This window comes from Pseudomonas crudilactis (assembly GCF_013433315.1).
Lineage (GTDB): Bacteria > Pseudomonadota > Gammaproteobacteria > Pseudomonadales > Pseudomonadaceae > Aquipseudomonas > Aquipseudomonas crudilactis.
On the sequence record NZ_WXVV01000004.1, the window covers coordinates 1 to 25,116 of the forward strand.

At 60.1% G+C, this 25,116-nt stretch carries 22 protein-coding genes and 1 pseudogene; 9 read left to right on the top strand and 14 right to left on the bottom strand.

All coding sequences use genetic code 11. The features are described from left to right. Nucleotides 1-395: 395 nt before the first annotated feature. The 6 genes from GTU76_RS05695 to GTU76_RS05720 all read right to left on the bottom strand — a co-directional run bounded on the left by GTU76_RS05695 (nucleotide 396) and on the right by GTU76_RS05720 (nucleotide 6,815). A complete protein-coding gene (locus GTU76_RS05695) occupies nucleotides 396-2,825 on the bottom strand; it encodes a TonB-dependent siderophore receptor (RefSeq protein ID WP_180698229.1) in 2,430 nt (809 codons plus the stop codon). 221 nt (nucleotides 2,826-3,046) lie between these two features. Beyond that, nucleotides 3,047-4,036, bottom strand: coding sequence for a FecR domain-containing protein (locus tag GTU76_RS05700; RefSeq protein ID WP_180698230.1), 990 nt, complete (start codon nucleotides 4,034-4,036; stop codon nucleotides 3,047-3,049). Next, nucleotides 4,033-4,599, bottom strand: a complete 567-nt coding sequence (locus tag GTU76_RS05705) for an RNA polymerase sigma factor (protein ID WP_016986983.1) — start codon at nucleotides 4,597-4,599, stop codon at nucleotides 4,033-4,035. Before GTU76_RS05705 ends, GTU76_RS05700 begins: the two co-directional genes overlap by 4 nt. A gap of 1 nt (nucleotide 4,600) precedes the next feature. After that, a complete protein-coding gene (locus GTU76_RS05710) occupies nucleotides 4,601-4,927 on the bottom strand; it encodes a DUF3325 domain-containing protein (RefSeq protein WP_180698231.1) in 327 nt (108 codons plus the stop codon). Next, on the bottom strand, nucleotides 4,927-6,513 hold the full coding sequence (locus GTU76_RS05715; protein WP_180698232.1) for a PepSY-associated TM helix domain-containing protein: 1,587 nt from the start codon (nucleotides 6,511-6,513) through the stop codon (nucleotides 4,927-4,929). The genes GTU76_RS05710 and GTU76_RS05715 overlap by 1 nt, the downstream gene beginning before the upstream one ends. Beyond that, a complete protein-coding gene (locus GTU76_RS05720; protein ID WP_016986986.1) occupies nucleotides 6,510-6,815 on the bottom strand; it encodes a DUF3649 domain-containing protein in 306 nt (101 codons plus the stop codon). The genes GTU76_RS05715 and GTU76_RS05720 overlap by 4 nt, the downstream gene beginning before the upstream one ends. Before the next feature lie 190 nt (nucleotides 6,816-7,005). Between GTU76_RS05720 and GTU76_RS05725 the strand changes: the two genes are divergently transcribed. From GTU76_RS05725 to GTU76_RS05740, 4 genes are all read left to right on the top strand, one after another. After that, the gene (locus GTU76_RS05725; protein ID WP_016986987.1) at nucleotides 7,006-7,494 is read left to right on the top strand and encodes a sigma-70 family RNA polymerase sigma factor; all 489 of its coding nucleotides are present in this window, start codon (nucleotides 7,006-7,008) and stop codon (nucleotides 7,492-7,494) included. Further along, nucleotides 7,491-8,423: a DUF4880 domain-containing protein gene (locus GTU76_RS05730; RefSeq protein ID WP_180698233.1), complete on the top strand. Its 933-nt coding sequence runs from the start codon at nucleotides 7,491-7,493 to the stop codon at nucleotides 8,421-8,423. The genes GTU76_RS05725 and GTU76_RS05730 overlap by 4 nt, the downstream gene beginning before the upstream one ends. 89 nt (nucleotides 8,424-8,512) lie before the next feature. Beyond that, on the top strand, nucleotides 8,513-10,846 hold the full coding sequence (gene fecA, locus GTU76_RS05735; RefSeq protein ID WP_180698234.1) for a TonB-dependent Fe(3+) dicitrate receptor FecA: 2,334 nt from the start codon (nucleotides 8,513-8,515) through the stop codon (nucleotides 10,844-10,846). A 269-nt stretch (nucleotides 10,847-11,115) separates the two neighbouring features. Further along, entirely contained in the window at nucleotides 11,116-11,484 is a 369-nt protein-coding gene (locus tag GTU76_RS05740; protein WP_175555311.1) for an endonuclease domain-containing protein, read from the top strand. A 397-nt stretch (nucleotides 11,485-11,881) separates the two neighbouring features. Here GTU76_RS05740 and GTU76_RS05745 read toward each other — a convergent pair whose 3' ends face one another. Continuing rightward, on the bottom strand, nucleotides 11,882-12,286 hold the full coding sequence (locus GTU76_RS05745) for an HPF/RaiA family ribosome-associated protein (RefSeq protein WP_016986992.1): 405 nt from the start codon (nucleotides 12,284-12,286) through the stop codon (nucleotides 11,882-11,884). A 200-nt stretch (nucleotides 12,287-12,486) separates the two neighbouring features. Further along, nucleotides 12,487-13,434, bottom strand: a complete 948-nt coding sequence (locus GTU76_RS05750) for a LysR substrate-binding domain-containing protein (RefSeq protein WP_016986993.1) — start codon at nucleotides 13,432-13,434, stop codon at nucleotides 12,487-12,489. 135 nt (nucleotides 13,435-13,569) lie between these two features. Between GTU76_RS05750 and GTU76_RS05755 the strand changes: the two genes are divergently transcribed. The 3 genes from GTU76_RS05755 (at nucleotide 13,570) to GTU76_RS05765 (ending at nucleotide 16,867) form a co-directional block, all read left to right on the top strand. Continuing rightward, entirely contained in the window at nucleotides 13,570-14,946 is a 1,377-nt protein-coding gene (locus tag GTU76_RS05755) for an L-serine ammonia-lyase (protein WP_180698235.1), read from the top strand. 86 nt (nucleotides 14,947-15,032) lie between these two features. Continuing rightward, a complete protein-coding gene (locus GTU76_RS05760; RefSeq protein WP_016986995.1) occupies nucleotides 15,033-16,334 on the top strand; it encodes a serine/threonine transporter in 1,302 nt (433 codons plus the stop codon). 215 nt (nucleotides 16,335-16,549) lie between these two features. After that, a complete protein-coding gene (locus GTU76_RS05765) occupies nucleotides 16,550-16,867 on the top strand; it encodes a DUF3509 domain-containing protein (protein ID WP_016986996.1) in 318 nt (105 codons plus the stop codon). Here GTU76_RS05765 and GTU76_RS05770 read toward each other — a convergent pair. Further along, entirely contained in the window at nucleotides 16,864-17,364 is a 501-nt protein-coding gene (locus tag GTU76_RS05770; protein ID WP_026000737.1) for a phosphate-starvation-inducible protein PsiE, read from the bottom strand. The genes GTU76_RS05765 and GTU76_RS05770 overlap by 4 nt on opposite strands. A 327-nt stretch (nucleotides 17,365-17,691) precedes the next feature. Between GTU76_RS05770 and GTU76_RS05775 the strand changes: the two are divergent. Beyond that, nucleotides 17,692-17,946, top strand: a pseudogene (locus tag GTU76_RS05775) (YebG family protein); the annotation flags it as partial. Between the two features lie 145 nt (nucleotides 17,947-18,091). Here the strand turns inward: GTU76_RS05775 and GTU76_RS05780 are convergent. After that, entirely contained in the window at nucleotides 18,092-19,111 is a 1,020-nt protein-coding gene (locus GTU76_RS05780; protein WP_016986999.1) for a Leu/Phe/Val dehydrogenase, read from the bottom strand. 185 nt (nucleotides 19,112-19,296) lie between these two features. Between GTU76_RS05780 and GTU76_RS05785 the strand changes: the two genes are divergently transcribed. After that, nucleotides 19,297-20,100 (top strand): SirB1 family protein, encoded by an 804-nt coding sequence (locus tag GTU76_RS05785; protein WP_016987000.1) that lies wholly within the window; start codon nucleotides 19,297-19,299, stop codon nucleotides 20,098-20,100. Nucleotides 20,101-20,265: 165 nt separating this feature from the next. Here GTU76_RS05785 and GTU76_RS05790 read toward each other — a convergent pair whose 3' ends face one another. From GTU76_RS05790 to hmgA, 4 genes are all read right to left on the bottom strand, one after another. Continuing rightward, the gene (locus GTU76_RS05790) at nucleotides 20,266-21,636 is read right to left on the bottom strand and encodes an MFS transporter (protein ID WP_180698236.1); all 1,371 of its coding nucleotides are present in this window, start codon (nucleotides 21,634-21,636) and stop codon (nucleotides 20,266-20,268) included. Nucleotides 21,637-21,782: 146 nt separating this feature from the next. Next, nucleotides 21,783-22,418: a maleylacetoacetate isomerase gene (maiA, locus tag GTU76_RS05795; RefSeq protein WP_180698237.1), complete on the bottom strand. Its 636-nt coding sequence runs from the start codon at nucleotides 22,416-22,418 to the stop codon at nucleotides 21,783-21,785. Nucleotides 22,419-22,430: 12 nt separating this feature from the next. Then, nucleotides 22,431-23,735 carry a fumarylacetoacetase gene (gene fahA, locus GTU76_RS05800; RefSeq protein ID WP_180698238.1) on the bottom strand — a complete coding sequence of 435 codons (1,305 nt, stop codon included), beginning with the start codon at nucleotides 23,733-23,735 and terminating at the stop codon, nucleotides 22,431-22,433. Between the two features lie 3 nt (nucleotides 23,736-23,738). After that, a complete protein-coding gene (hmgA, locus tag GTU76_RS05805) occupies nucleotides 23,739-25,043 on the bottom strand; it encodes a homogentisate 1,2-dioxygenase (RefSeq protein ID WP_016987004.1) in 1,305 nt (434 codons plus the stop codon). Nucleotides 25,044-25,116 lie beyond the last annotated feature (73 nt).

The following is a 25,116-nucleotide window of genomic DNA, read 5'->3' on the forward strand; positions in this document are numbered from 1 at the left end:
GCCGCATCCCGTTTGAAATCTGTCGAAAAATATCGTCTGGTCAAATCACACCTCGTCGTTGGGCGTAGATTAACGCCCTTTAGGGGTGTCCAGAATCATTAAGCCAGATCAACCGAGGTGTCTGGCGTTATACATCGACCTGAATGACCGAGTCGATTATGGATTCGGTAAAGATCGATCACGTCGGCGCAGTTCTCCAATATCCCCCAATCAATCCCCTCTCCTTGAGGGAGAGGGGGCCGACCGAGGTGTCTGGCGTTATACATCGACCTGAATAACCGAGTCGATTATGGATTCGGTAAAGATCGATCACGTCGGCGGAGTTCTCCAATATCCCCCAATCAGTCCCCTCTCCCTCCGGGAGAGGGTTAGGGTGAGGGGCTTTTGATCTTGCCTTAAAACTCCAAAGTGCTGGACAACGAAACCTGCCGCGCATCCCCCATCGACACAAAGAACCGGCTCGCCGCCGAGGTGTAGTACGTGCGATCAAACAGGTTCTTCACATTGAGCTGAAACTTGACCTTCTGCCCCTCGACTTTGGTGTCGTAAGTGGCAAACGCATCGGCGACGGTGTAGCTCGGCAGATCAAAATCATTCACCGCATTACCGGCACGTTCACCGACATAACGCGCCCCCGCGCCGACGCGCAATTGATCGCCGCCGATCACGCTGCCGAAGTCATACACCGCCGACAACGAGCCGGAATTCTTCGCCACGTTTTGCAGGCGCTTGCCTTTATAGTCCGGGTCTTCGGTCACTTCGGCATCGGTGTAGGCGTAGCTGCCGATCATGCTCCAGTGGTCGCTCAACTGACCGGTCAGGTCCATTTCCAGACCGCGCGAACGCACCTCACCGGCCGCACTGTAAATGGTCGTCGGGCCTTCGGAATTGGCCACCAGCACGTTACGTTTCTTGATGTCGAACAACGCGATGTTGCCGGTGACGCGCCCCGGCATGTCCAGCCGCGCACCCAGCTCCCACGACTTGGCTTCTTCCGGCGCGATGCTGCCGTCGAGCACAGTGCTGCTGCCACTCAGCGGGGCGATGGTCGAGTTGGGTTTGAACGATTCGGTGTAGCTGCCGTAGAACGACAAGGCGTCGGTGTAGCGATACACCAGACCGGCGCGCGGGACGAACTTCTGGCCGTTGCTGTCGGTGTTGGCTTTGAACGGCACGCCTTTGCCGGCGTACTGGTCGTACTCCTGGAAGCGCCCGCCAGCAACCAGAATCCACTGATCGTTAAGGTGAATCGAGTCCTGCATGAACACCGAGTCACTGCGTAGCTCATCGGTCTGCGCGCTGTCGGGAGCGCTGACGGTCGTGCCGGCGACTTCGCGACCGTACACCGGATTGAGGTAGCTGAAGGTGGTCAGGCTTTTCTGCCGGATCAGGTCCTCACGGTAGATCTTGCGGTACTCGTCATCGACGCCGAACACCAGATCATGCTGCATGCCCAGCACGTTGACCTTGCCTTCGAGACTGGCGGTGGTGAAACGGTCGGTGCTGATCGCGTTCTGGGTGCCGTCCATGCTGCGGGTCAGTGTGCCCTTGTTGGTGTCGATGGCGGTCACGCGGACCTGGCTGGCGTCGTAGGTTTCGCGGTTCCAGCTGTAGCCGAAGTGGGCTTTCCAGTCGTCGTTGAGGTCGTGGTCGGCTTCGAAGTGATACAGATCCGAGCGGCCTTCCATGTTGTTGAACGGCTCATCGAGACGCTCTTTGCGCGAGATGTCCAGCGGATGATTGGTGCGCGGATCGATCAGCGTGCCACGGTCGAACGGCGTGAGAAATTCGCGATGCTCGTAGGCGAACAACAGCTTGGTGCTTTCGCCGAACCAGGCTAGGGACGGCGCAATCAGGGTTTCACGGTGGGTGCCGAAATTGCGCCAGTAATCTTCGTCTTCGTGATCGAGCACCATGCGGTAGGCCAGCCCGGAATCGCCCAGCGGGCCGGTGCTGTCGAAGGTGCCGCCGCTGCCGTTCTTGCCGTCGCCGTAGGTCGAACCGCGCAAGGTCAGGGCGTTGTATTGCGTCAGCTCAGGTTTCTTGCTGACCATGTTGACCACGCCGCCCGGGTCTTGAATGCCGTAGAGCAGCGAGGCCGGACCTTTGAGTACTTCAACCCGATCAACCGTGGCGTTCATGCCGCGGCCCTGCACGATCGGCATGCCGTCGCGCATGATTGAGCCGTTGCGGTTGTCGCCGAAGCCACGGGTCATCACCGAATCCTGGGTGCTGCCCAAGGTGTTGCCTTGGGTGATGCCACTGACATTGGCCAGTGCATCATCGAGATTGCGTGGCGCCTGATCGCGGATGACTTGGGCCGGGATGACGTTGACGGTCTGCGGGATTTCCTGAAGCGAGGCCGAAGAGCGCATCACCGAACTGGTTTCCGGTGGCTGATAACTCATCGATTCATCGCGCATCGAGGTGATGGTGGTGGCGCCGAGGTTCAGCGCGCCTTCAGTCGGTTTGGGCTCCAGCGCCAGCGTGTGGCTATCGGTGCGGCGGAAGTTGAGGCCAGAGCCACTGAGCAAGCGTTGCAGTGCCTGTTCGGCACTCATCTGGCCATTGACTGCCGGCGCGGTGAGGCCGTACGGCGCTTCGTCGGTGTACACCACACTCTGCCCGGTGACGCGGCTGAAGTCGCTCAAGGCTTGCGGCAGCGGTTTGGCGGCCAGGGAAAAATTGAACTGCTTTTGCGCCTGGCTGCTGACGGCTTCAGCGGCCAGAGACACGCTTATCGGCAGCAATGCCAATGCCGAAAAACTCAATGCCGACACGCTTAACCACTGTTTGACCGAACCCGACTTTGCCCTGGACTTCATGACTCAATGACCTGTGTAGAACCGCAACGGATGCGAATGACTCGCAGTTTCAGTCACTACACGGATGGGGCTCGGGTTTACCTCACCACAAATCTGAAAATATTTTTGCAGACGTGTTGTCGGGTCTGATGCCTTCGCGAGCAAGCTCGCTCCCACAGGGGGTTTGTGTCGATCACAGATCCAATGTGGGAGCGAGCTTGCTCGCGAAGAGGCCATCAGCCCTAACGCAAGATAATCAGATGCCCCAACACCTGATGCTGCTCAAACCCCAACACCCCTTGCAGGGAACTGAGCACCGCTTGCGGATCCTTGCTCGGAAAACTGCCACTGACCTTGCGCGCCGCCAGCTCATCGTTGAGCAATACGATCCGCCCCGGGTAATAACGGCGCAGATCCTCCACCACATCGGCCAGCGTCGACTTGTAATAAGTCAGCCAGCCCTGACGCCAGGCCAATTGCGCTTCGCTGTCCACGGCATGCAGTTTTTCCGCCGCACCGTCACCGTAAGCAACCTGCTGGCCGGCTGTGAGAATCTGCTGTTCGCCACCACGCTCCGCCGTCACCCCGACGCGCCCGGACAACACCGTCACCTGCGCGCCATGCGGTTGCAGTCGCACTTCGAATTGCGTCCCGAGCACGCGCGCTTCGCCCTGCTCCGCCGCAACCACAAACGGCTCGCCGGTGTGCGTAACCGTGAAAAACCCGGCACCACGACGCAGCTGAACATGCCGCTCGCCACGGCTGAAATCCACGGCAATCGCACTGTCAGCATCCAGCGTGACTTGCGACTGATCGGCCAGGGTCACGGTGCGGATCTCGCCGGGCGCCGAGACATAATCGGCACCCAGATCATCGATCCAGCGTTGCGGCTGCCACCCGCTGCCGAGGCTGACCATCAGCAACAGACACGCGGCCATCGCCAGCGCCCCCGACCAACGCAAAAGCTGCGGACGGCGCGGGCGATCCATCGCATCGAGAAAGCCCTGCAACGCCAAAGCCTCTTCATCGGCCAGCGTGCGCGCCGGGCTTTCGCTCAGTTCCCAGACCACCTGCGCCTGCGCATAGGCCTCGGCATGCGCCGGATCCGCCCGCAGCCATTGGCTGAAGGTCAATTGATCGCCCGCACTCGGCCGATCATGCAACAGGCTCAGCCACGCAAACGCGGCCTGCTCTTGCGCGGGCGTCGGGATGATCGAATCGGATCGGTTCACGGTGCTTTCCCTGGCAGGCGTGGCGCGGGTTCGCGCAGGCTGGCCTTGCAGGCCTCGAGGGCGCGCATCATATGTTTTTCCACGGCACTTTGGGACAAGCCCATGGCTTTGGCGATTTCCGCGTACTTGCGGCCGTGAATGCGATTGAGCAAAAAGATCTGCCGGGTACGCTCGGGCAAGGCGCGCAACGCCGCTTCGACATGGCGCAGATCATTGCCCGCTTCCAGCGCCGCTTGCGGTTCGCTGCCGTGGCTGTCCGGCGCGTCCGGTTGCCAGCCTTCGTTGACCCGCGTGCGCGTGCCTTCGCTGCGCAAATGGTCGATGGCAATGTTGCCGGCGCAGCGCAAAAGATAGGTGCTGAGTTCTTCGACCTGCACCAACGGCCGGCGCCAGAAACGCAGAAACAGATCCTGCACCAGGTCCGCCGCCGTCGCCCGACAACCGACGCGCCGGTTCACCAGCGCCTCCATTTGCGAACGCTGAGACAGGAAAACCTGGAGAAAATGCGCACGCGCCCCGCGCGGCTCGTCGTCGCGCGATTCCGGCGGCAGACCGATCAGCACGTCAGCACTGCGCCCATGCGGCCACCGGGCTGGCCAGCAGACTGATCCCGGCCAGCGCCAACGCCAGACGCGGGCGATACGGCAGCAGCAATACCAACGCCAGGGCGCTGAGCATCAGCACGGCGAACCAGTCGACCAGACCGAAGCTCCAGCCGTTGGAGGTCACCGCCGCCCACAGCGACAAACCCAGCAGCAACCAGCCCCCCAGCATCAAGCCCTGACGGCGTCGAGGCGAAGGTTTATGGCCGAGCAATTCATCGTGGTGGCGAGGCATCGACAGACACAACGCGGTGAATCCGGCGTAGGTGAGCAGCAAAGGCAAAAGCATCAGTTCGCCCCTTGCTCAAGGGTAATCGGCCGGGCCTTTTCGCGAGGAGGTCTTTTAGTGCTGACGGTGCTGCCGGCACGCTGCATTTTCCACGCGGCCCACGCCAGAAACACACCGGTTGCAAGGCACGTCAGATCAAAACCGGCCAACGCCCAATCACCCTGCATCAGACTGACGGCGAGATTCCAAGGGGTGGTCAGTGCATTGATCAGCGGCATCGCAACAAACAATGCGGCGCTCAGGGTGAGTTGCTCAACCCAGGCCTTTCGTCCCGGACGCAGTAGCGCGTGCAGCACACTCAGAGCCCAAGCGATAAAGAACGCATTCACTTCCCAATCTGCGCGTTCGGCAAGGCTCACCGGCAACAGACGATTGGCCAGGAAGAACACCGCCACCGCAGACACCAGCCCGGCCATGCTGGCGATGTTCAGCACTTCCACCAGCCGCAGTTCGAACGGCATCACGCCGCTCTTGGCGTGTTTGAGCTGACGCTTGCCCAGCCAGATCACCAGCCCGGTGCCGATCATCGCGGTGCCGGCCAGCCCACAGATGAAATACAGCCAGCGCAACACCGACCCGGCAAAGTGGCCCATGTGCAAACCATAGAACGCGCCCCCCACCGCCATCGCCAGCGGTTGCTCCGGTGTGCTGCCGAGCATCTGCCCGGTCACACCGTTGAAGGTCACGGCGCGGCCGAAATCATGCACCACACGGTCACCAGCACGGGACAGCACCACCGTCGCATTGGCATCGCCCGGATTGCTCACCGACAGGCGCGCCGTGTGGCCGCCCGCCCATTGCTCACTGGCCTTGCTCAACAGCGGCGCCATGGCCGCCAGCGGTGCCGCAATGTCGGCGCGCTCCGGTGTTTTCGATGCCGGGAAAACTTCGTCATAGAACTTGCGCACGTCATTGCCGTACGACGCGACGATGCTCGCCGGCATGACCATCGACATGAAAATCACCAGGCTGCTGTAGGTGATCATCAAATGAAACGGCAGCACCAGCACACCCACTGCGTTATGCCCGTCGAGCCAGGAACGCTGGCCCTTGCGCGGGCGAAAGGTGAAGAAGTCCTTGAAGATTTTCTTGTGGGTGATGATCCCGGTGATCAGGGCGACAAACATCACCATCGCGGCAATGGTCGATAGCCAACGACCCCACGGATAAGGCATTTGCAGTTGAAAGTGGAAACGGTAGAAGAACTCGCCGCCCATGCTGTCGCGGCCCTGAACTTCGGTGCCGGTTTGCGCATCCAGGGTTTTCGCTTCGAAACGTCCGCGCTCACCCGGTTTTGCCGGTGCCGGCTGCCAACGCACGGTCAGGGCGGGATCCCGGGCATCGGGCAAATCGATCAGCCAGCGTGACGCGCCGGCCGCGTGTTGCTGCAGATAATCCTGGGCCAGCGTCAGGCTCGTCTCGGCACTCACCGATCGCGCGGGGATTTCCGGCTGCATCCAGTGGCTGATTTCATCCTTGAAATACGCCAGCGTCCCGGTCAGAAAAATCGCGAACAACAGCCAGCCGAACAGCAGTCCGGCCCACGTGTGCAGCCAGGCCATCGCCTGACGAAAACCCTCTTTCATGCCAGGCCCAATCCACGTGCTGCGCCAGAGATGGTCGCCAGAATAACGCTTGGCACCAGCAAACCGACCCAGGCCGACCACGCCGTACGACAGGCGAAGCACCAGAGCACGGCCACCAGATAGACCAGAAAGGAAATGGTCATGCCGGTCACCACTGCTTCGGCGCGGCTCAACGGCAGCCACAGCGTCAGGGTGACACTGGCCAGCGCCGCGACCAGATAGCCGCCAAACACCGCGGCCAGTACCCGTGAGGTAACGGCCAGACGATAGGACATGGGGAGTGTGGCGAGTTTGCCTTTCATGTTTCGACCCTGAAACGAAAACCGTCCGGCCGACAAGCCGAACCCAAGGCGAGCAATATTAATGATAAATATTCTCATACGCAAAAGCATCTGATTGCCGGACAGTGTAGCTCCACCCTACAATGCGAACAGTTCTTGTTCTCTAACGCATACTCTCTACCGCGTCCTGAAAACGCCTGGAGTAATCCCGTTGTCCGCCGCCCATTCCGTCGAATCGCTCTATCAAGCCCATCACAGCTGGCTCACCGGTTGGCTGCGGCGCAAACTCGGCTGCCCGGACAGCGCGGCGGACCTGGCCCAGGACACCTTCATCAAGGTGCTGAGCGCCCGCGAGCCGCCGCTGATCATCGAGCCGCGCGCCTTTCTGACGACCCTGGCCAAACGGGTTCTGTTCAATCATTACCGACGTCAGGATCTGGAACGCGCTTACCTCGATACCTTGGCGCAGATGCCAGAAATGCTCGCGCCGTCGGAAGAGGACAAAGCGATCATCCTGCAAACCCTGATGGAGCTGGATCAGTTGCTAGACGGTTTGCCGCGTCAGGTCAAACGCGCCTTTTTGCTGGCGCAGGTCGATGGGCTGACTTATCCACAGATCGCCGCTGAGCTCGACATCTCTGTGGCCACGGTCAAACGTCACTTGAACAAAGCGGCGATGCGCTGCTACTTCGCCCTATGAACCGCGCCCCGGATTTTTCCTCGCAGGTTGCCGAGCAGGCGGTGCACTGGTTGCTGGAAATGCAACAAGGCACGCTCAATCCGCGTCAGCAACAGGCCTGGCAACAATGGCTGGACGCGCACAGCGAACACCGCCGCGCGTGGGAGCATATTCAGCGGGTCAACCAGCGCTTGCGCGGTGTGTCTTCGCCGCTGGCACACGCGGCGTTGAACGGGCCGAAGTCCGCCAGCCGTCGTCAGGCGCTGAAGCTGTTGCTGATTCTTGGCGCCGGTTCGGCGGTGACCTGGGGCATGCGCGAACACACACCGCTGCCGTCGCTCTTCGCCGATTACCGCAGCCCGATCGGGCAACGGCGCAAGGTGGCACTCGGTGCCGGCGATCAGTTGCAACTCAACACGGCCAGTGCTGCGGATGTCGACACCTCGGCGCGACTGATCCGCTTGCTCGAAGGCGAAATCCTCCTGACCGCCGCGCAATCGTTCGAAGTGCGCACGGCCCAAGGCACTCTGAAAACTCACGGCGCACGCCTCAATGTGCGGCAATTTGCCGATCACACCCAGGTTGCGCTGTTTGAAGGCCAGGTCGAGCTGAGCAGCAACGGAAGCGCGCCGATGCTGCTGCCGCTCGCGCGTCAGTTGAGTTTTACCTCTGCTTCAGTCGCCGAAGCCAAGCCTTTGGACGCCAACAGCGGCGCCTGGGCCGACGGCATGCTGGTGGCCGCGCATATGCGTCTGGGCGACTTCCTCGATGAACTGGCTCGCTACCGTCGCGGCCAGCTCAATTGCGACAGGAACGTCGCCGACCTGCTGATCTCCGGGACTTATCCACTGGACGACAGCGAGCGGATTCTCGATCTGCTGGAAATCAGTTTGCCGGTGAAAGTGAAGCGCTTTACCCGCTACTGGGTCACCGTCGAAGCGCGGGTTTAAAAAACTCAAAAATAAATGAGCCGTTTTTCAGATCTGGCGTGACAGAGAAGGAAAGCCCCCTTGATTCAACCTTCTCAGGATCATCCACCATGCACCCTACCCGCCTCACGCCACTGGCCCGCAGCCTGCGCAATCTTGTCCTCGGCGCCAGTCTGAGCTTCGCCGCTCTGCCCGCAGCACTGGCTGCCGATGCCAAGGCTTATCACATCGCGCCGTCGTCGCTGGAGAACGCCCTCAACCAGTTTGGCCGTGAAGCGGGGGTGTTGATTTCATTCGGTTCGCAAGTCACCAGCGGTGTGCAAAGTCGAGGTCTTGAGGGCAGCTACACGCCTGAACAGGGTTTGAATGCGCTGCTCGAAGGCACCGGTCTGCAAGCACGCGCCGAGGGCAACAATGCGTTCAGCCTGCAACCGGTGGCGGATGCCGCGCTGGAACTGGACACTTCGAAAGTCGTCGGCGACTGGCTCGGCGACGCTGCGCAAATCAATGTGTTCGAACATCCCGGTGCTCGTGATGTGATCCGTCGCGAAGAGTTCGAACGTCAGGGCGCAACGCAGGCCCGTGATGTGCTCAACCGTATCCCCGGCGTCAACGCCCCGGAAAACAACGGCACCGGCAGCCATGACATGGCGCTGAACTTCGGCATTCGTGGGTTGAATCCGCGCCTGGCCGCGCGCTCGACGGTGTTGATGGACGGCATCCCGGTGCCATTCGCGCCTTATGGCCAACCACAGTTGTCGTTCGCGCCGATCAGCATGGGCAACATGGATGCCGTGGACGTCGTGCGTGGCGGCGGCGCAGTGCGTTACGGCCCGCAGAACGTCGGCGGCGTGGTCAACTTCGTGACCCGGGCGATTCCCGACGAGCCGACGGTCAAGGGCGGCTTCCAGACGGAAACCAGCCCATCGTCGAGCCACGACGGCTTCAAGACCAGCGCCAACCTGCTGGCTGGCGGCACCAACGCCAATGGTCTCGGCGGCGCGTTGCTCTACTCCGGCACCCGTGGCGGTGACTGGCGCGAACACAGCGACACCGAGATCGACGACCTGATCCTCAAGGGCAAATACCAGCTCGACGAAGCCAACAGTTTCAACGCCATGGCCCAGTATTACGAGGGCAAGGCCGACATGCCCGGCGGTTTGAACGTCGCTGATTACGACGCCGACCCATACCAGTCGACACGGCCGAAAGACCAGTTCTGGGGCCGTCGCACGATGTTCAACTTCGGCTATCGCTACCAGGAAGATCGCCGCGAATTCACCGCCAATACCTTCTTCACCAAGACCCTGCGCAGCGGTTATCTCGATCAGGGCACGTTCCTTTCGCTGTCGCCGCGCGAGTATTGGGTGCGCGGTCTGGAAACCCGTTTCGCCCAAGGCTTCGACCTCGGCCCGACCAGTCATGAAGTCGGCGTCGGCTATCGCTACATCAACGAGGCCGGCCACGAACTGCGCTATCGCACGCCGATCGCCAGCAACGAATATCCGACCACCAGCAGTCGTAATGACCGCGACACCCGTGGCGGCACCGAGGCCAATGCGTTCTTCGTTGACGACCGCATCGACATCGGCAAATGGACAATCACCCCGGGCGTGCGCTACGAGATGATCGAATCGCAGCAGACCAACAACCTGACGAACGTCAAATACAAGGGCGACTACAACACCGCACTGCCGGCGTTGAACGTGCTTTATCACCTGACCGACAGCTGGAACCTGTACGCCAACACCGAAGGCTCGTTCGGCAGCGTGCAGTACAGCCAGATGCCCAACCGCGTGACCAGCGGTGAAGTGAAACCGGAGAAGGCGCGAACCTGGGAACTCGGCACGCGCTATGACAACGGTGCGCTGCGGGCCGAGATCGGCGCGTTCCTGATCAACTTCGACAATCAGTATGAAAGCAACCAGACCAACGATTCGGTGATCGCCCGTGGCGAAACCCGTCACCAGGGCATCGAGACCAGCATCAATTACGCGCTGGATGATTTGAGTCCGGCGCTGGCCGGTTTCGATGTGTACGCGAGCTACGCCTATGTTGACGCGACCATCCGCGAAGACGGGCCGAACCAAGGCAATCGCGTGCCATTCTCCTCGAAACACAAAGGCACGATTGGCGTGGGTTACACCGAAGGCCCTTGGAAGTTGAATCTGGACAGCAGCTTCCAGAGCGATCAGTTCGCCGACAACGCCAACACCTCGAAAGAAAGTGCCGATGGCAGCACCGGCAAGATCCCGGGTTACATGCTGTTCAGCAGCCGCGCCGGGTATGACTTCGGGCCGCAGTTGTCGGATCTGAATGTGGCGGTGGGGGTGAAGAACATTTTCAATACGCAGTACTTCACGCGTTCGTTTGATGACAACAACAAGGGCAAGTATGTGGGGGAACCGCGTACGGTTTATGTGCAGACATCTGTGGCGTTCTGAGGATTGAAAAAACCCTCACCCTAACCCTCTCCCAGAGGGAGAGGGGACTGATTGGGGGATGCTTGCGAGGTACGCCGACCTTAACGTGCTGTGCCGAATCCATAATCTACTCGACCTGAAACCGCTCGAATCCATAATCGACCCGGTCTGTCAGGTCGATGTAGCCCGCAAAACACCTCGGTCGGCCCCCTCTCCCTCCGGGAGAGGGCTGGGGTGAGGGGAATGGGCTACAGTGAAATATCAAACCCACTTCACAAGGATCGTGAAGCATGCAAACCCGCCCCAACCTCGCCCAATTCGCCCGCCAGTTACGCGTCAACCAAACCGATTGCGAACAGCTGCTCTGGCAAAAACTCCGCTCCCGCCAAATCGCCAATCTGAAATTTCGTCGGCAGTTTCCCTGTCCGCCCTATGTGCTGGACTTTTACTGTGCCGAACTGAAATTGGCGATTGAACTGGACGGTGGTCAGCACTATGAAACGTCGGGACTGATTCATGACCAGCGCCGGACACGCTATCTGAATCAAAAGGGCATTGAAGTCGTGCGCTTCAGCAATCTTGAGGTGATCCAGCAGATGGACGATGTGCTGGAGCAGATCATAAGAATTGCGGCGAATCGAAAAATGCCCTCACCCTAACCCTCTCCCAGAGGGAGAGGGGACTGATTGGCGGATGCTCATAATTTCCGTCGACCTGAAATTGCTTTGCTGAATCCATAATCGACACAGCCTTTCAGGTCGATGTACCTCACCAGACACCTCGGTCGGCCATCTCCCGGAGAGTGGCGGGACTGATCGGGGAATGCCTGAGAAATACACCGATCTGAAAGTACTGTGTCGAATCCATAATCGACTCGGTCTTCCAGGTCGATGTATCACGTAAGACACCTCGGTCGGCCCCCTCTACCTCCGGGAGAGGGCTGGGGTGAGGGGCTGCTTTCTCGTGCCATCCCCAAAAACCATCCAGCCACACAAACAAAAAACGGGCCTGCTTCCGGAGGCCCGTTCTCATTGGGTGGTTTATAAAGTCAGCGCATCAACTGTTGATCGCTGCCTGTTCGTTCTCAAGAAATTCTTCCTCCAGCAGAGCATCATTCGCCTTGCTAAATGGCACCACAGCGGCACGTGGCTTACCTCGCAGTTTGCCGAAAAGGTGCTCCAGTGCGTGCTCGAGTTTTTCGGCAGCGCCGTCGATCGCCTGTTCCAGCGAATCGGCTTTGTGGGTCACGGAAATCGGTTGATGGCCTTTTGGCCGCGCTTCCAGTTGGCAGCGCAAGTCATGGGGACCTGGTTTGTCACCGTTCTCGTCGGCCAGATGGACTTCGACGCGGGTCAGGTCTTCTTCATAACGTTCGAGCGTGCTCTCAATGGTTGTACGTACCCACTCCTCCAGTCGTTGACTACTTTGAATATGGTTATCGCTGTTGACTTGGATTTGCATAGTTCATCCCTTATTTCAGCTAGCTCGTGAGAGGCCTTGAGTTGAATTTCCTGACCTCCTGGTTACAACAATCGGCCCGACCGGCGAACATTTCAACCCCTGAAAAAAGATAAATTTTCATTCGCAAAAAAAGCCGGACAACCGAGCAAAGCACTGGTAAGGTCGGGAGTTGGATCGCCTCCTAATCCGGCAAAATTTGCTCACAATTGCCCGTCATTCAACGGGTGCAAGCTGCGAAAAATCCCCGCCTCCTCCACCAGCCAGTCATGCACGGCGCGCACGCCAGGATGGCTCAAGGCCCCCGGCGCATAGAGCAGCACATAACGTTTGTGATTGGGCACCGACAGGCCAAACGGCACAATCAATGTCCCCCGCTCCAGCTCATCGTTAAGTAACGTGCGTCTGGCAATCGCCACGCCCATGCCGGCAATCGCCGCTTCGATGGTCAGGTGATTGCGGTTGAAGGTATGCCCGCGCCGTACGTCGGCGCCTTCGAAGCCAATCGCGTTCAAATAGAATTCCCACTCTGCATATTCATAACTGCCACGCCAGGCGGTGATGTCGTGCAGCAACGGAAAATACACCAGATCCGCCGGCCCGTGCAGCGGCGGACGCCCACGCAACAGACTCGGTGCACACACGGGAAAAATCTGCTCGTCGAGCAAGGCTGTGGATAACAATCCCGGGTAACTGCCGTCGTTCAGATCGATCGCCAGATCAAAGTCGCCCTCGTGCAACGGCACGCTGCTGTCCTCGGCGACCAGTCGTAGCTGAATATCCGGATAGCGCTGTTGCAAGCGCGGCAGACGCGGCGTCAGCCACTTGCTGAGGAATGACGGAATCGAGCGCACACGCAAAATCCCGCTGATCATTCCAGCATCGAGCCGACGCAATTCCGCATCGATGCTGCCATATGCCTCATTGACGGTAATCGCCAGCCGTTGCCCCTCAGCACTCAATTCCACACCGCGCGCGCGCCGATGAAACAGACGGAAGCCGAGGCGTTCTTCCAGTTGGCGAATCTGCTGGCTGACCGCCCCCGGGGTGATGTGCAGTTCCTCGGCACAACGGGTGAACGACAGGTGCCGCGCGGCACAGGAAAACACCTGCAGCCAGACATAAGTCTGGGCATGCAATTGACGACTCATCGTTTAGTCCTGCTAAAGGCTTACTTAGGAAGTTTCGTTAGTCACGTAGGACCGAGGTAGGCAGTATCGCCGACATTGCGCTTGTCCTACAAAAAATGGCAGCGATTCCTACTCCATTGCTTGTAAGGGTTTAGCATGGCTATCAGTGTTTTCGATCTATTCAAAGTCGGCATCGGCCCGTCCAGTTCCCACACCGTCGGCCCGATGCGTGCGGCGGCGACCTTCGCTCAGGCACTGATCGATCAGCATCTGTTGAACGATGTGCGCCGTGTGGAAATCCGTTTGTACGGTTCGCTGTCGGCCACCGGCGTCGGCCACGCCACCGACCGCGCCACGGTGATGGGCCTGATGGGTGAATGGCCAGACAGCATCGATCCGACGACCATCGATCCGCGCATTCAGCAACTGCGCGAGACGGGCCAATTGTCCCTCGCCGGGCAAAGAGAAATTGCCTTCAACTGGCAGCGTGATCTCCTGCTGCTCGACGAGAGCCTGCCCTACCACCCCAACGCCATGTCCCTGACAGCCTTTGGCGAAACGGCCGAGCTGTTCGAGCAGACGTACTACTCGGTTGGCGGCGGTTTCATCATCGAAGCGGCCGAAGCCGAGTCCGGCGTCGCCCCGGCCGGTGACGTGGTGTTGCCGTACGATTTTTCCAGCGCCGCCGAACTGCTGTCACTGTGCAAACAGCACAACCTGCGCGTGTCCGAACTGATGATGGCTAACGAGCGCGCTTGGCGCACTGACGCGGAAATCCGTCAGGGCCTGCTGCACATCTGGTCGGTGATGCGTGAATGCGTTGAACAAGGCCTGCGCCATGAAGGCATCCTGCCCGGCGGTCTGAATGTGCCGCGCCGTGCAGCGAAACTGCACCGCAGCCTGCTGGAGATCGGCAAGCCGAATGTCATCAGTTCAACGCTGTCGGCAATGGAATGGGTCAACCTGTTCGCCCTCGCCGTCAACGAAGAAAACGCCGCCGGCGGGCGCATGGTCACCGCGCCGACCAACGGCGCAGCCGGGATCATCCCGGCCGTTCTGCACTACTACATGAAATTCAATCCGGATGCGTCTGACGATGACGTGGTCGCTTTCTTTCTCGGTGCGGCTGCGGTCGGCATTCTGTGTAAGAAAAATGCCTCGATCTCTGGCGCCGAAGTTGGCTGTCAGGGTGAAGTTGGTTCGGCGTGCGCCATGGCCGCAGCCGGCCTTGCCGATGTGCTCGGCGCGACCCCGGAGCAAATGGAAAACGCCGCCGAAATTGGCCTGGAACATAACCTCGGCCTGACCTGCGACCCGGTCGGCGGCCTGGTGCAAGTGCCGTGCATCGAGCGCAATGCGATCGCCGCCGTGAAGGCGATCAACGCCACGCAAATGGCCCTGCGCGGCGACGGCAACCACTTCATTTCCCTCGACCGGGTGATCCGCACCATGCGCGATACCGGCGCCGACATGCACGACAAATACAAAGAGACTTCACGGGGCGGCCTGGCTGTGAACTGGGTGGAATGCTGAGGCGCATTCCCTGACCGCCCCGGCAGACCGCATCCGACGGTCTGCCAAACGTGAGCCCGAGCAAAAATAATAACGAGGCGATACCGATGACCGATGTACGTACACCTGCTGCCGAAAATCCCGCTGTAGACCGCACACGCAACACAGAAACGGCCCACACGGGCTGGAGCAAATCCGACACCACCTGGATGCTTGGCCTGTACGGCACGGCTATCGGTGCAGGGACTTTGTTTCTGCCGATCAACGCCGGCGTCGGTGGTTTCTGGCCATTGCTGATTCTCGCCGTGCTGGCTTTCCCGATGACGTTTTTCGCCCACCGTGGCCTGACCCGCTTCGTGCTGTCCGGGCGCTCCGGGGACATCACCGAAGTGGTCGAGGAGCACTTCGGCATCGGTGCCGGCAAGCTGATCACGCTGCTGTATTTCTTTGCGATCTTCCCGATCCTGCTGGTGTACAGCGTGGCGCTGACCAACACTATGAGCAGCTTTCTCGAACATCAATTGCACATCGCCCCGCCGCCTCGGGCGATTCTCTCGCTAGGTCTGATTCTCGGTTTGATGGCGATCGTGCGCTGCGGTCAAAGTGTGATCGTCAAAGCCATGAGCGTGCTGGTTTATCCCTTTGTTGCCGCGTTGCTGCTGCTTGCACTCAGCCTGATTCCAAACTGGAATGGTGCGTTTTTCGCCAGCGCCCAAGAAGCCATGCCAATGTCCGATTTCTTCAAGACAATGTGGCTGGCGATCCCGGTGATGGTGTTCTCGTTCAACCATTCGCCGATCATCTCCGCGTTCGCGGTGGATCAGAAACAGCGCTACGGCGAGCAGGCCGAACGCAAGAGCAACGGCATCCTCGCCATGGCCCACGGCATGATGGTCGTGACGGTGATGTTCTTCTGCTTCAGTTGTGTACTGGCGTTGTCGCCGGCAGATCTGGCGGCGGCGAAAGCGCAGAACATTTCGATTTTGTCGTACCTGGCCAACCACTTCCAGACGCCAGTGATCGCTTACGCCGCGCCGCTGATTGCGCTGGTGGCGATCACCAAATCCTTCCTCGGCCACTACATCGGCGCCAGTGAAGGCTTCCAAGGCATGATCGTGAAAAGCCTGCGCAGCCGTGGCCGGGTCATGTCAGCGAGCTGGCTGAACCGCGCGACCGCCGTGTTCATGATCCTCAGCTGCTGGGCCGTGGCGACCTTCAACCCGAGCATCCTCGGCATGATCGAAACCCTCGGTGGGCCGGTGATTGCCTGCCTGTTGTTCCTGATGCCGATGTACGCCATCCACCGCGTGCCAGCTTTGCGCCAGTATTCGGGCCAGGTGTCCAACGTGTTTGTGTTGTTGATCGGCCTGATTGCACTGTCAGCGATCATCTATTCGGTTCTGCCCTGAAAACGGGCCATTAAAAAAGGCGAGCCGCGTGGCTCGCCTTTTTTATCCCCGTGTTCATTGTTCGACAATTTTCCCGGCATGCCCCTTGCTATATCCCAAATGAGGCAAACGGAAATTGCATACCTCAGCGAACGAGATGCCAGTGATCCGGTTTGGCGAACCAACCCGATCACGGCCGGTCAACAACTGCACGTTCAATCAGGCGGTGACGCATCATGGACAATCCTTTTCAGATCATTACCGATGCCTTCGCGCCGGACTATCAGATCAACCTGAGCATTCAGGGCCTGGACGGCAGCATCATGCTGACCCTGTCCAACAGCGGCCGAATCGTGGCCAAACGCATGATCAGCGCCGAGCAGCGCAACGATCCCGTGCGCCTCAAGCGCCTGGTGCAAAGCATTCAATTCGGCATCGCCATCGAACAGGGTCACAGCGCCATGGCGATCCTCGAAGCCATGACCAGCGGCGCCGGGCTGACCCCGCCACCGCCCCTCGTCAGCAGCCAGCCCGGACAAGCGGCCGGGCTTTAAAGCTCGCCCTTCTCGACTTCCGGATGCTCGCTGGAACCGGCGCCAAGTTTGCGCTGCGGTTTCTCGATCTTCACCGAAGGAAATTGTGACGAGGCGTAACGCACCACCAGAATCGAGAACGCCAGCAGCAGAATCCCGCCGCACAGGTAGATGATGCCCATGTCCGGCGGGTTGTGGTGCGAGACGTTGGAGATCAGCAGACGGGTCAGCGCGGTGATCGCCACGTAGATCAGGAAGCGCACCGGCATGTGGTTGGTCTTGAAGTAGATCCCGACCATCGCCCCCAGTTCGAGATAGATGAACAGCAGCAGAATGTCATCGATCTTGATGTGGCCTTCCTCGAGCATCCCGAGAAACTCCATCACCGCCGCCCACGCCGTCACCGCACCAATGGCAAATAGCGCCAGATAGTGGAAGGTCTCGACGAACAGGTTACCCAGGGACTCGGCCAGTTGATGCACGTTTTGCCGCAGTTTCTCGGCCCAGTTGATTTTCACGATGATGTTCCTTAGCTCGAATGCGAGCGGATGATGCGTGTTGGACGTGACGGTTTTCTGCACGTAACGGTTTTCATGCAGAAAAGAGGCCACGCCATCATGGCGAGCCGCCGCCAAACCCGCGCCGTGGCGTTTGGTCGCACCGCTGTACTTTTGTGGGAGCGAACCTGCTCGCGAATGCAGCGACACGGTCTCCCTGACAAACCCGAAATCCGGTCTACATTGAAAAGCCACTACCCATGGCGCAGGGATTCGCTTATCCTTTTCGCTGTATATGGATACAGTAGTCGTCAAGACAACTTAATGTGAAGGCATGTGAGGTGGTGAATGGCCGTCGAAGTGGTATACCGCAGCAGCCGAGATCTGGAGCGCTTGTTCATGGATAAAGCCGAAGCTGACCGTCATGACAAAATGCTCGAACTGGCCGAATATCTGGCCGATGTCCTGCAAAAAGCCGTTCCGTCCCTGACTGAACAGCAAGTGGAAGAAGCCGGGATCTACATGGCGAAGAATCGCGATGTGTTCGCCCGGGCGTTCAAGAGCCAGCCGGATGCACTGTCCGAGCTGCTCAATGCACCGGCCGAACCGGTCGAGAATGCCGAAGCTGCAGAACCTGCGGAAACGCCGGCGAAGCCAGCCAAAGCGGCAAAAGCGGCCAAGTAAGCAATGACCGAATTGAATAGGCCCTGAGTCGATTGGCTCAGGGCCTTTTTCATGCCTGTGAAACTCAGCGATACAAAACTTTCTCCGCCAACTCATCCGCCACCCGCGCCGGCGAACGTTTTTCCGCCTGCGCATGAGCGAACACCTCGGTCAGCCGCGAACTGATCTTCGACAGGTGCGCAGTAATCGTCGGCAACTCCTCGCCACGGTGTTTCAGCGAGACGTAGATCAAGCCACCGGCATTGATCACATAATCCGGCGCATACAGAATCCCGCGCCGTTCCAGTTGATCGGCGACATCCAGATGCGTCAGTTGATTGTTCGCCGAACCCGCCACCGCCGAGCAACGCAGTTGCGTGACGCTGTGGCTGTTCAGCACACCACCCAGACCGCACGGCGCGAGGATGTCACACGGCGTACTGAGCAACGCATCGTTGGCAATCGGATGCGCGTTGAGCTGTTCCATCGCCAGTTGCACCTTGCCGTGGTCAATGTCGCTGACCAGCAATTCCGCCCCGGCGGCGTGCAGTTGCTCGGCCAATGCGTAACCGACATTGCCCAGGCCCTGAATCGCGATGCGCAAGCCTTCGAGATTGTCGCTGCCCAGCCGTGCCATGGCGGTTGCCCGAATGCCGGCAAATACGCCCATTGCCGCGTGCGGTGCCGGGTCGCCGGCCGAGGTGGTGCTGGTGACATGCTGGGTCTGCTGAGCGATGCAATCCATGTCCGCCACCGAGGTGCCACTGTCGATGGCGGTGATGTAGCGGCCGTCGAGTTGTTCGATGCAACGGCCAAAGGCTTCGAACAACGAGCCACGGTTTTCCACATGAGCCGGGCGCACGATCACTGCCACGCCACCGCCCTGCGGCAGCCCCGCCAGCGCGGCCTTGTAGCTCATGCCCTGAGCAAGGCGAATGGCGTCCTCGACGGCCGATTCGTCATTGGGATAGGCAAGATAACGACATCCGCCCAAGGCTGGCCCGAGGCGACTGTTATGGATGGCAATGACCGCCTTCAACCCGGAGACCGGATCAACGCTAAGGTGCAGCGATTCCAGGCGAGTGCTTTGCATGAGCGCAAACATCGTTGGGCTCCCGAATCACTTCTTGTAGAACGCCAGTATAGGCTTGCGCCCGAAAATTGCTGGAGCGCACCGGAATAAGCGCCCGCGTCGACAACGACTTTGCGGCATAACCCGACACCGGTGTTGCGAGGCACTGGACGAATGACACGGACCGGGCTAAAACGAGGCATTCCCCGGAGATTTCGATGAGTGCGCGTCAACGTTTTTTCGAATGCCTGCACCGTTCACCGCCCGCGCTGTTCGAAGCCGCGCTGTGGATGGCGGCCGAGCACGAAAAAGCGGTCGATCCCGACGCGCTGCTGCACGAATTCAAAGAACTGCAACAGCGGGTCAGTTACGGCTTGCCGATGCTGCCGGTCAGTGAGCTGGCGCAACCTTTGTTACGCCGCATGACCGATCTGGGTTTTGCACAGGACGACTTTCTGCCGTTGCGCCCACAGGCTGCATTGCTGCACAAAGTGTTGCAGACTCGTCGCGGCCAGCCGTTGACGTTGGCGCTGATTGCTCTGGAACTGGCGCGCAGCCTGGAAATTCCGCTGGTCGGGGTCAACTTTCCCGGGCACTTCCTGTTGCGGGTGCCCGGTGCCGATCACTTGCTGGATCCCTGCGGTGGCCGGCGGTTGTATCCCAATGATTGTCGCGAGCTGTTGCAGCGCCAGTACGGGCCGAACATGAAGCTCAACGCCGAGCATCTGCTGACCGCCACACCGCAGCAGATGCTACAGCGCCTGTCGCGCAACCTGCGCCAATTGCACCTGACCCATGATGACTTTATTGCTGCGCTGATCGACGCCGAGCGCGTCCTCGAACTGGGTGACGCTGGCGCCGCCGATTATCTGGCCCGTGCCAGTCTGTATCAGCGGCTCGACTGCCCGAATGCCGAGCGCTTCGATCTGGAGCATGCGTTGCTGCTCAGCGATGATCCGATTCAGCGCCTGCGCCTGACAGAACGCCTCAGCCACCTGCCGCCCAACTCAGTCGTCCACTGAAAACGCTCGCGATAGCGGTGTGTCAGGCAACGAATGTACTGACAGAAACACCGCCTTCGCGAGCAAGCTCGCTCCCACAGGTTTGGTGTGGACCTAAATTATCGGCTCGGCACACATCACTGTGGGAGCGAGCTTGCTCGCGAAGCAGACGGCGCGGTCTTTCAGTTAAACCGCGTTATCGTTCTTCGCTAGCAGGCTAGCTCCCACAGGAGATTGCGCTGTGTCGGTGGGCGAACGCACCTGAATGATCAGCAGCGCGGCAATCACCGCCGGGATCGCACAGAAGAAGAAAATCTGCGCCACCGGAATGTGCATTGCCAACAACAGGCTGCCGAACAGCGGCCCGAGAATCGAACCGAAGCGCCCCACGCCCAATGCCCAACCGGTGCCGGTCGCGCGCACATGCGCCGGGTAGAAGTTACTGGCAAACGCATTCAGCGTCAGTTGCCCGCCGATGATGCAGAACCCGGCGGCAAACACGCAGGCTACCAGATACCGCGGATTGTCATGATTGAGTCCGAGCAGAATCGTGCACAGCGCCGCGCCCGCCAGCACCGCTGACAACAGACGCACCTTGCGCTTCAAGCGGTCGGCGAACCACGCCATGCAGATCGCGCCCAACGTACCGGCGAAGAGGAACATCGACGTCACCAGATTGGCTTCGTTGAGTTTCAGGCCACTTTCCAGCAGCAGCGTCGGCAGCCAGCTGATCATGAAGTACAGCAGAATCAGGCTGACGAAAAACGTCGCCCAGATCAGCAAGGTCGGCCGCGCGTAACCGTTGCGGAACAACTCGACCACCGTTAGCTTGCTGCCCTGCTCGCGTTCGTTCTGTTCTAGGCTGGCAACGGGCGGTTGCCAGTCCGGCAACATCCGCGCGGTGACTTTGCGCAGTCGCGCGTATGGCGGCGCATCACGCAGCAGGCGTGGCAGCGACTCCGGCAGCATCCACCACAGAAACGGAAACAGCAGCAACGGCGTGACGCCACCGGCGAGGAACACCGCTTGCCAACCGAATTGGTCGATGAACCCGGCGGCGACGAAACCACCCGCTGCCCCGCCGAACGAGAAGCCACACGCAGCCAGCGTCACCATCAACGTGCGCAGGCGCGGCGGCGAATATTCCGACATCAGCGCCATTGCACTGGGCATCGCCCCGCCCATGCCGATGCCGCAGATAAAGCGCGCGATCATCAGCGTGTTAAGCGAATCGGCGAAGACCATCAACACTGTCAGGCTGGCGTAGATCAAGACGCACGCGAGCAGAATCCGCCGCACACCGAAACGGTCAGCCAGTGGCGTGACCGCCAGCGAACCGAGGGTCAGGCCCAGCAGGTTGGCGCTGAACACCGGGCCGAACGCAGACTTTTCCAGGCCCCAATCCTGCGCCAGCGCGGGCACCACATAACCGAGCACCTGGGCGTCATAGCCATCGGTAACGAGCAGCAAGGCGAGCAGGATCAAGAGCAACCACTGATATCGGGACACAGGACGGGCGTCGAGTGCCGCCCGGAAGCTGGCAATCTGGTTGTGCATCGCAAGGTACCTGTTTTGTTTTTATGATTTTTTGGTGTCGCATCCGAGACCCCTTGTGGGAGCGAGCTTGCTCGCGAAAGCGGTGTATCAGGTATATAAATGTTGCCTGACAGACCGTCTTCGCGAGCAAGCTCGCTCCCACAGGGTTACGGTGTATCTGGTTGATTGGCCGGATGGGCCTTGATGAACGCTGGATGTTCAGCCGCCAGTGCGGCGACCCGGCGGATTTTCGGATACGCCTCAAGGCTGACGTTGAACCGCTCTGCCGCATACAACTGCGGAATCAGGTAAACATCAGCCACGCACGGCCACTCGCCGAAACAGAAACCCTCGTCGCCAATCAACGGCTCCACTGTCGCCAGCCCTTGGCTGATCCAGTGACTGATCCACTCGACCACCTGCGGCTCGTCTAGCCCCAATTGGCGCAGGCGATTAAGCACACTGACGTTGTGCAGCGGATGTACATCGCAACCGATCACCGCCGCCACTCCCCGCACCTGCGCACGGGCGAGCAGATCCTCAGGCAGCAACGGCACCTGTGGATAACGTTCCTCCAGATACTCGATGATCGCCGGCGACTGAATCAGCAAACCGCCTTCGTCAGTTCGCAAGGCCGGCACCCGGCCCTGCGGGTTGATCGCCAGATACGCCGCTTGCCGATGCTCGCCACCCAGCGGCGCGATCAGATTGACCGGCACCGCCTGATAGTCGAGCCCCTTCAGCGCCAGCGCGATTCGCACCCGGTACGACGAAGTGGAACGGTAATAGGTATAGAGATCCATAAGCCGCTCCTGTCAGCGCGCCGCCAGCACTTTGCCGCGGCACTCGCCGAAGCCGATCGAAGCAAAACCATCACGAGCACAACGCGCGCGCAGAATGATTTCGTCACCGTCCTCAAGGAATTTGCGCACTTCGCCAGAGGCCAGTTCGATCGGCTTTTTGCCGCCCTCGGTGATTTCCAGCAGACTGCCGAACTGACCGTTCTCAGGGCCGGACAAAGTGCCAGAACCGAACAGGTCACCGGCCTGCAACTGGCAACCGTTGACGCTGTGGTGCGCGACCATTTGCGCGACGGTCCAGTACATGTAGCGGGTGTTGCTCAGGGTCAGGCGATGGGCCGGCAGGTTCTGCTCGCGCATGGCTTCGGTGAGCAACAGCACTTCCAGTTCGATGTCGAAGGCACCACCGTCCTGATCACGCTTGTCGAACAGATACGGCAGCGGCTGCGGATCACCTTCAGGGCGCGCCGGTTGCGCGGTGCGGAACGGCTCCAGCGCTTCGGCAGTGACGACCCACGGCGACACACTGGTAATGAAACTCTTGGACAGGAACGGGCCCAGCGGCTGGTATTCCCACGCCTGAATATCACGCGCCGACCAGTCGTTGAGCAGGCAGAAACCGGCGATGTGATCGGCCGCGTCACCGATGGCGATCGAATCGCCCATCTCGTTGCCCTGACCGATCCAGATGCCCAGTTCCAGCTCATAGTCCAGACGTGCGCACGGGCCAAACGTCGGCTCGGTCTGACCGGCCGGCAAGGTCTGTCCTTTCGGACGACGCACGTCGGTGCCGGATGCACGCACAGTGGAGGCGCGACCGTGATAACCGATCGGCACATGCTTGTAGTTCGGCAACAGCGGGTTATCCGGACGGAACAGTTTGCCGACGTTCTGCGCGTGCTCGATACCGACGTAGAAGTCAGTGTAATCGCTGATGCGTGCCGGCAGATGCAGTTGGCAATCGGCAGCCAGTGGCAGCAGTTTCGCGCCTTGGGCTTCGATGTTGCCGCGATGCGTGCTGCCTTCACTGAACAGTTCCAGCAGACGCTCTCGCAAGGCCACACGAGCGTCGCGACCAAGTTCGAAGAATGCGTTCAACTGGCCGCCGTGCATGGCTTCGACTGCACTGCGCGCAGCACCGTCGAACAGCCCGGCTTCCAGCGCCACTTGCAGATCGAAGATGTGTTCGCCAATTGCCACGCCTGCACGCGGCGCCGAACCGTTAAGGCTGAACACGCCCAACGGCAGGTTCTGCAACGGGAAATCTGTGTGGCCATTGGCCGAAGCGACCCAACTGCGGGTGATGGAATTCTGTGTCATGGGTTATCTCCGGGTCGGGTCGAACGTGGCGGGCAGCGTGGCCCAGCAAGCGTCGTAAGTGGATTGCAGTTGCGGGCAGTCGAGGGCGAAACGGCTTGGGCGCAGCACCTGGCTGGTCTCGAACATGAAGGCCATGGTGTTGTCGATTTTCGCCGGTTTGAGCTCGGCGTTGATCGCTTTGGTGCAGGTCTCGCCATCCGGGCCATGAGCGCTCATGCAACTGTGCAGCGAAGCACCGCCGGGCACGAAACCTTCGGCCTTGGCGTCATATTCGCCCTGGATCAAACCCATGAATTCGTTCATCAGGTTGCGGTGGAACCAGGGTGGCCGGAAGGTGTTTTCGGCAACCATCCAGCGTGGCGGGAAGATCACGAAGTCGAGGTTGGCCAAGCCGTGCACGCTGGTTGGCGAAGTCAACACAGTGAAGATCGACGGGTCCGGGTGATCGAAACTGACCGTGCCGATGGTGTTGAAACGGCGCAGGTCGTATTTGTACGGCACGTTATTGCCGTGCCAGGCGACCACGTTCAGCGGCGAGTGATTGAGTTCGGTGGCCCACAACTGGCCGAGGAATTTCTGCACCAGCGTGGTCGGTTGCTGGAGGTTTTCGTAGGCGGCGACCGGGCTCAGGAAATCGCGCGGATTGGCCAGACCGTTACTGCCGATCGGCCCCAGATCCGGCAAGCGCAGCGGCGCACCGTGGTTCTCGGCGACATAACCGCGCGCTTGCGGGTCAAGCAGTTCAACGCGAAATTTCAGCCCGCGTGGCAGCACAACGATTTCCAGCGGCGCCACTTCCAGCACACCCAGTTCGGTGGCGATGCGCAGACGGCCGAGTTGCGGCACCAGCAGCAGTTCACCGTCGGCGTTGAAGAATACGCGCTCCATCGAACGGTTGGCGGCATAGTTGTAGATGCTGATCCCGGCCGGCTTCTCGGCGCCAGCGTTGGCGGCCATGCTCACCAGTCCGTCGATGAAATCGGTCGGTTCGGCCGGGATCTCCAGCGGGTTCCAGCGCAGGCGATTGGGGGTCACTTCACCCAACGGGCCACCGGCCAGTTGTCGCTCCAGTTTGACGAAGGCCGGGTGATTGGCCGACGGCTGAATGCGGTACATCCAGGTGCGCCGCGCTTCACTGCGGGTCATGGTGAACGCGGTACCGGAAAACAATTCGGTGTAGAGGCCGTAAGGGGCTTTTTGCGGGGAGTTCTGGCCGACGGGCAGCGCGCCGGGCAAGGCTTCAGTGCTGAATTCGTTGCCAAAACCGGACTGATAGGCCAAGGCCTGCGCGGTTGAATCGAGGTTCATGGAGCCTCCTGAACAGGGAGTCGGCAGTGGCCCATCGCTCTGGCTCAGAGGTTTCGGCACGCCGGGGTTGTTA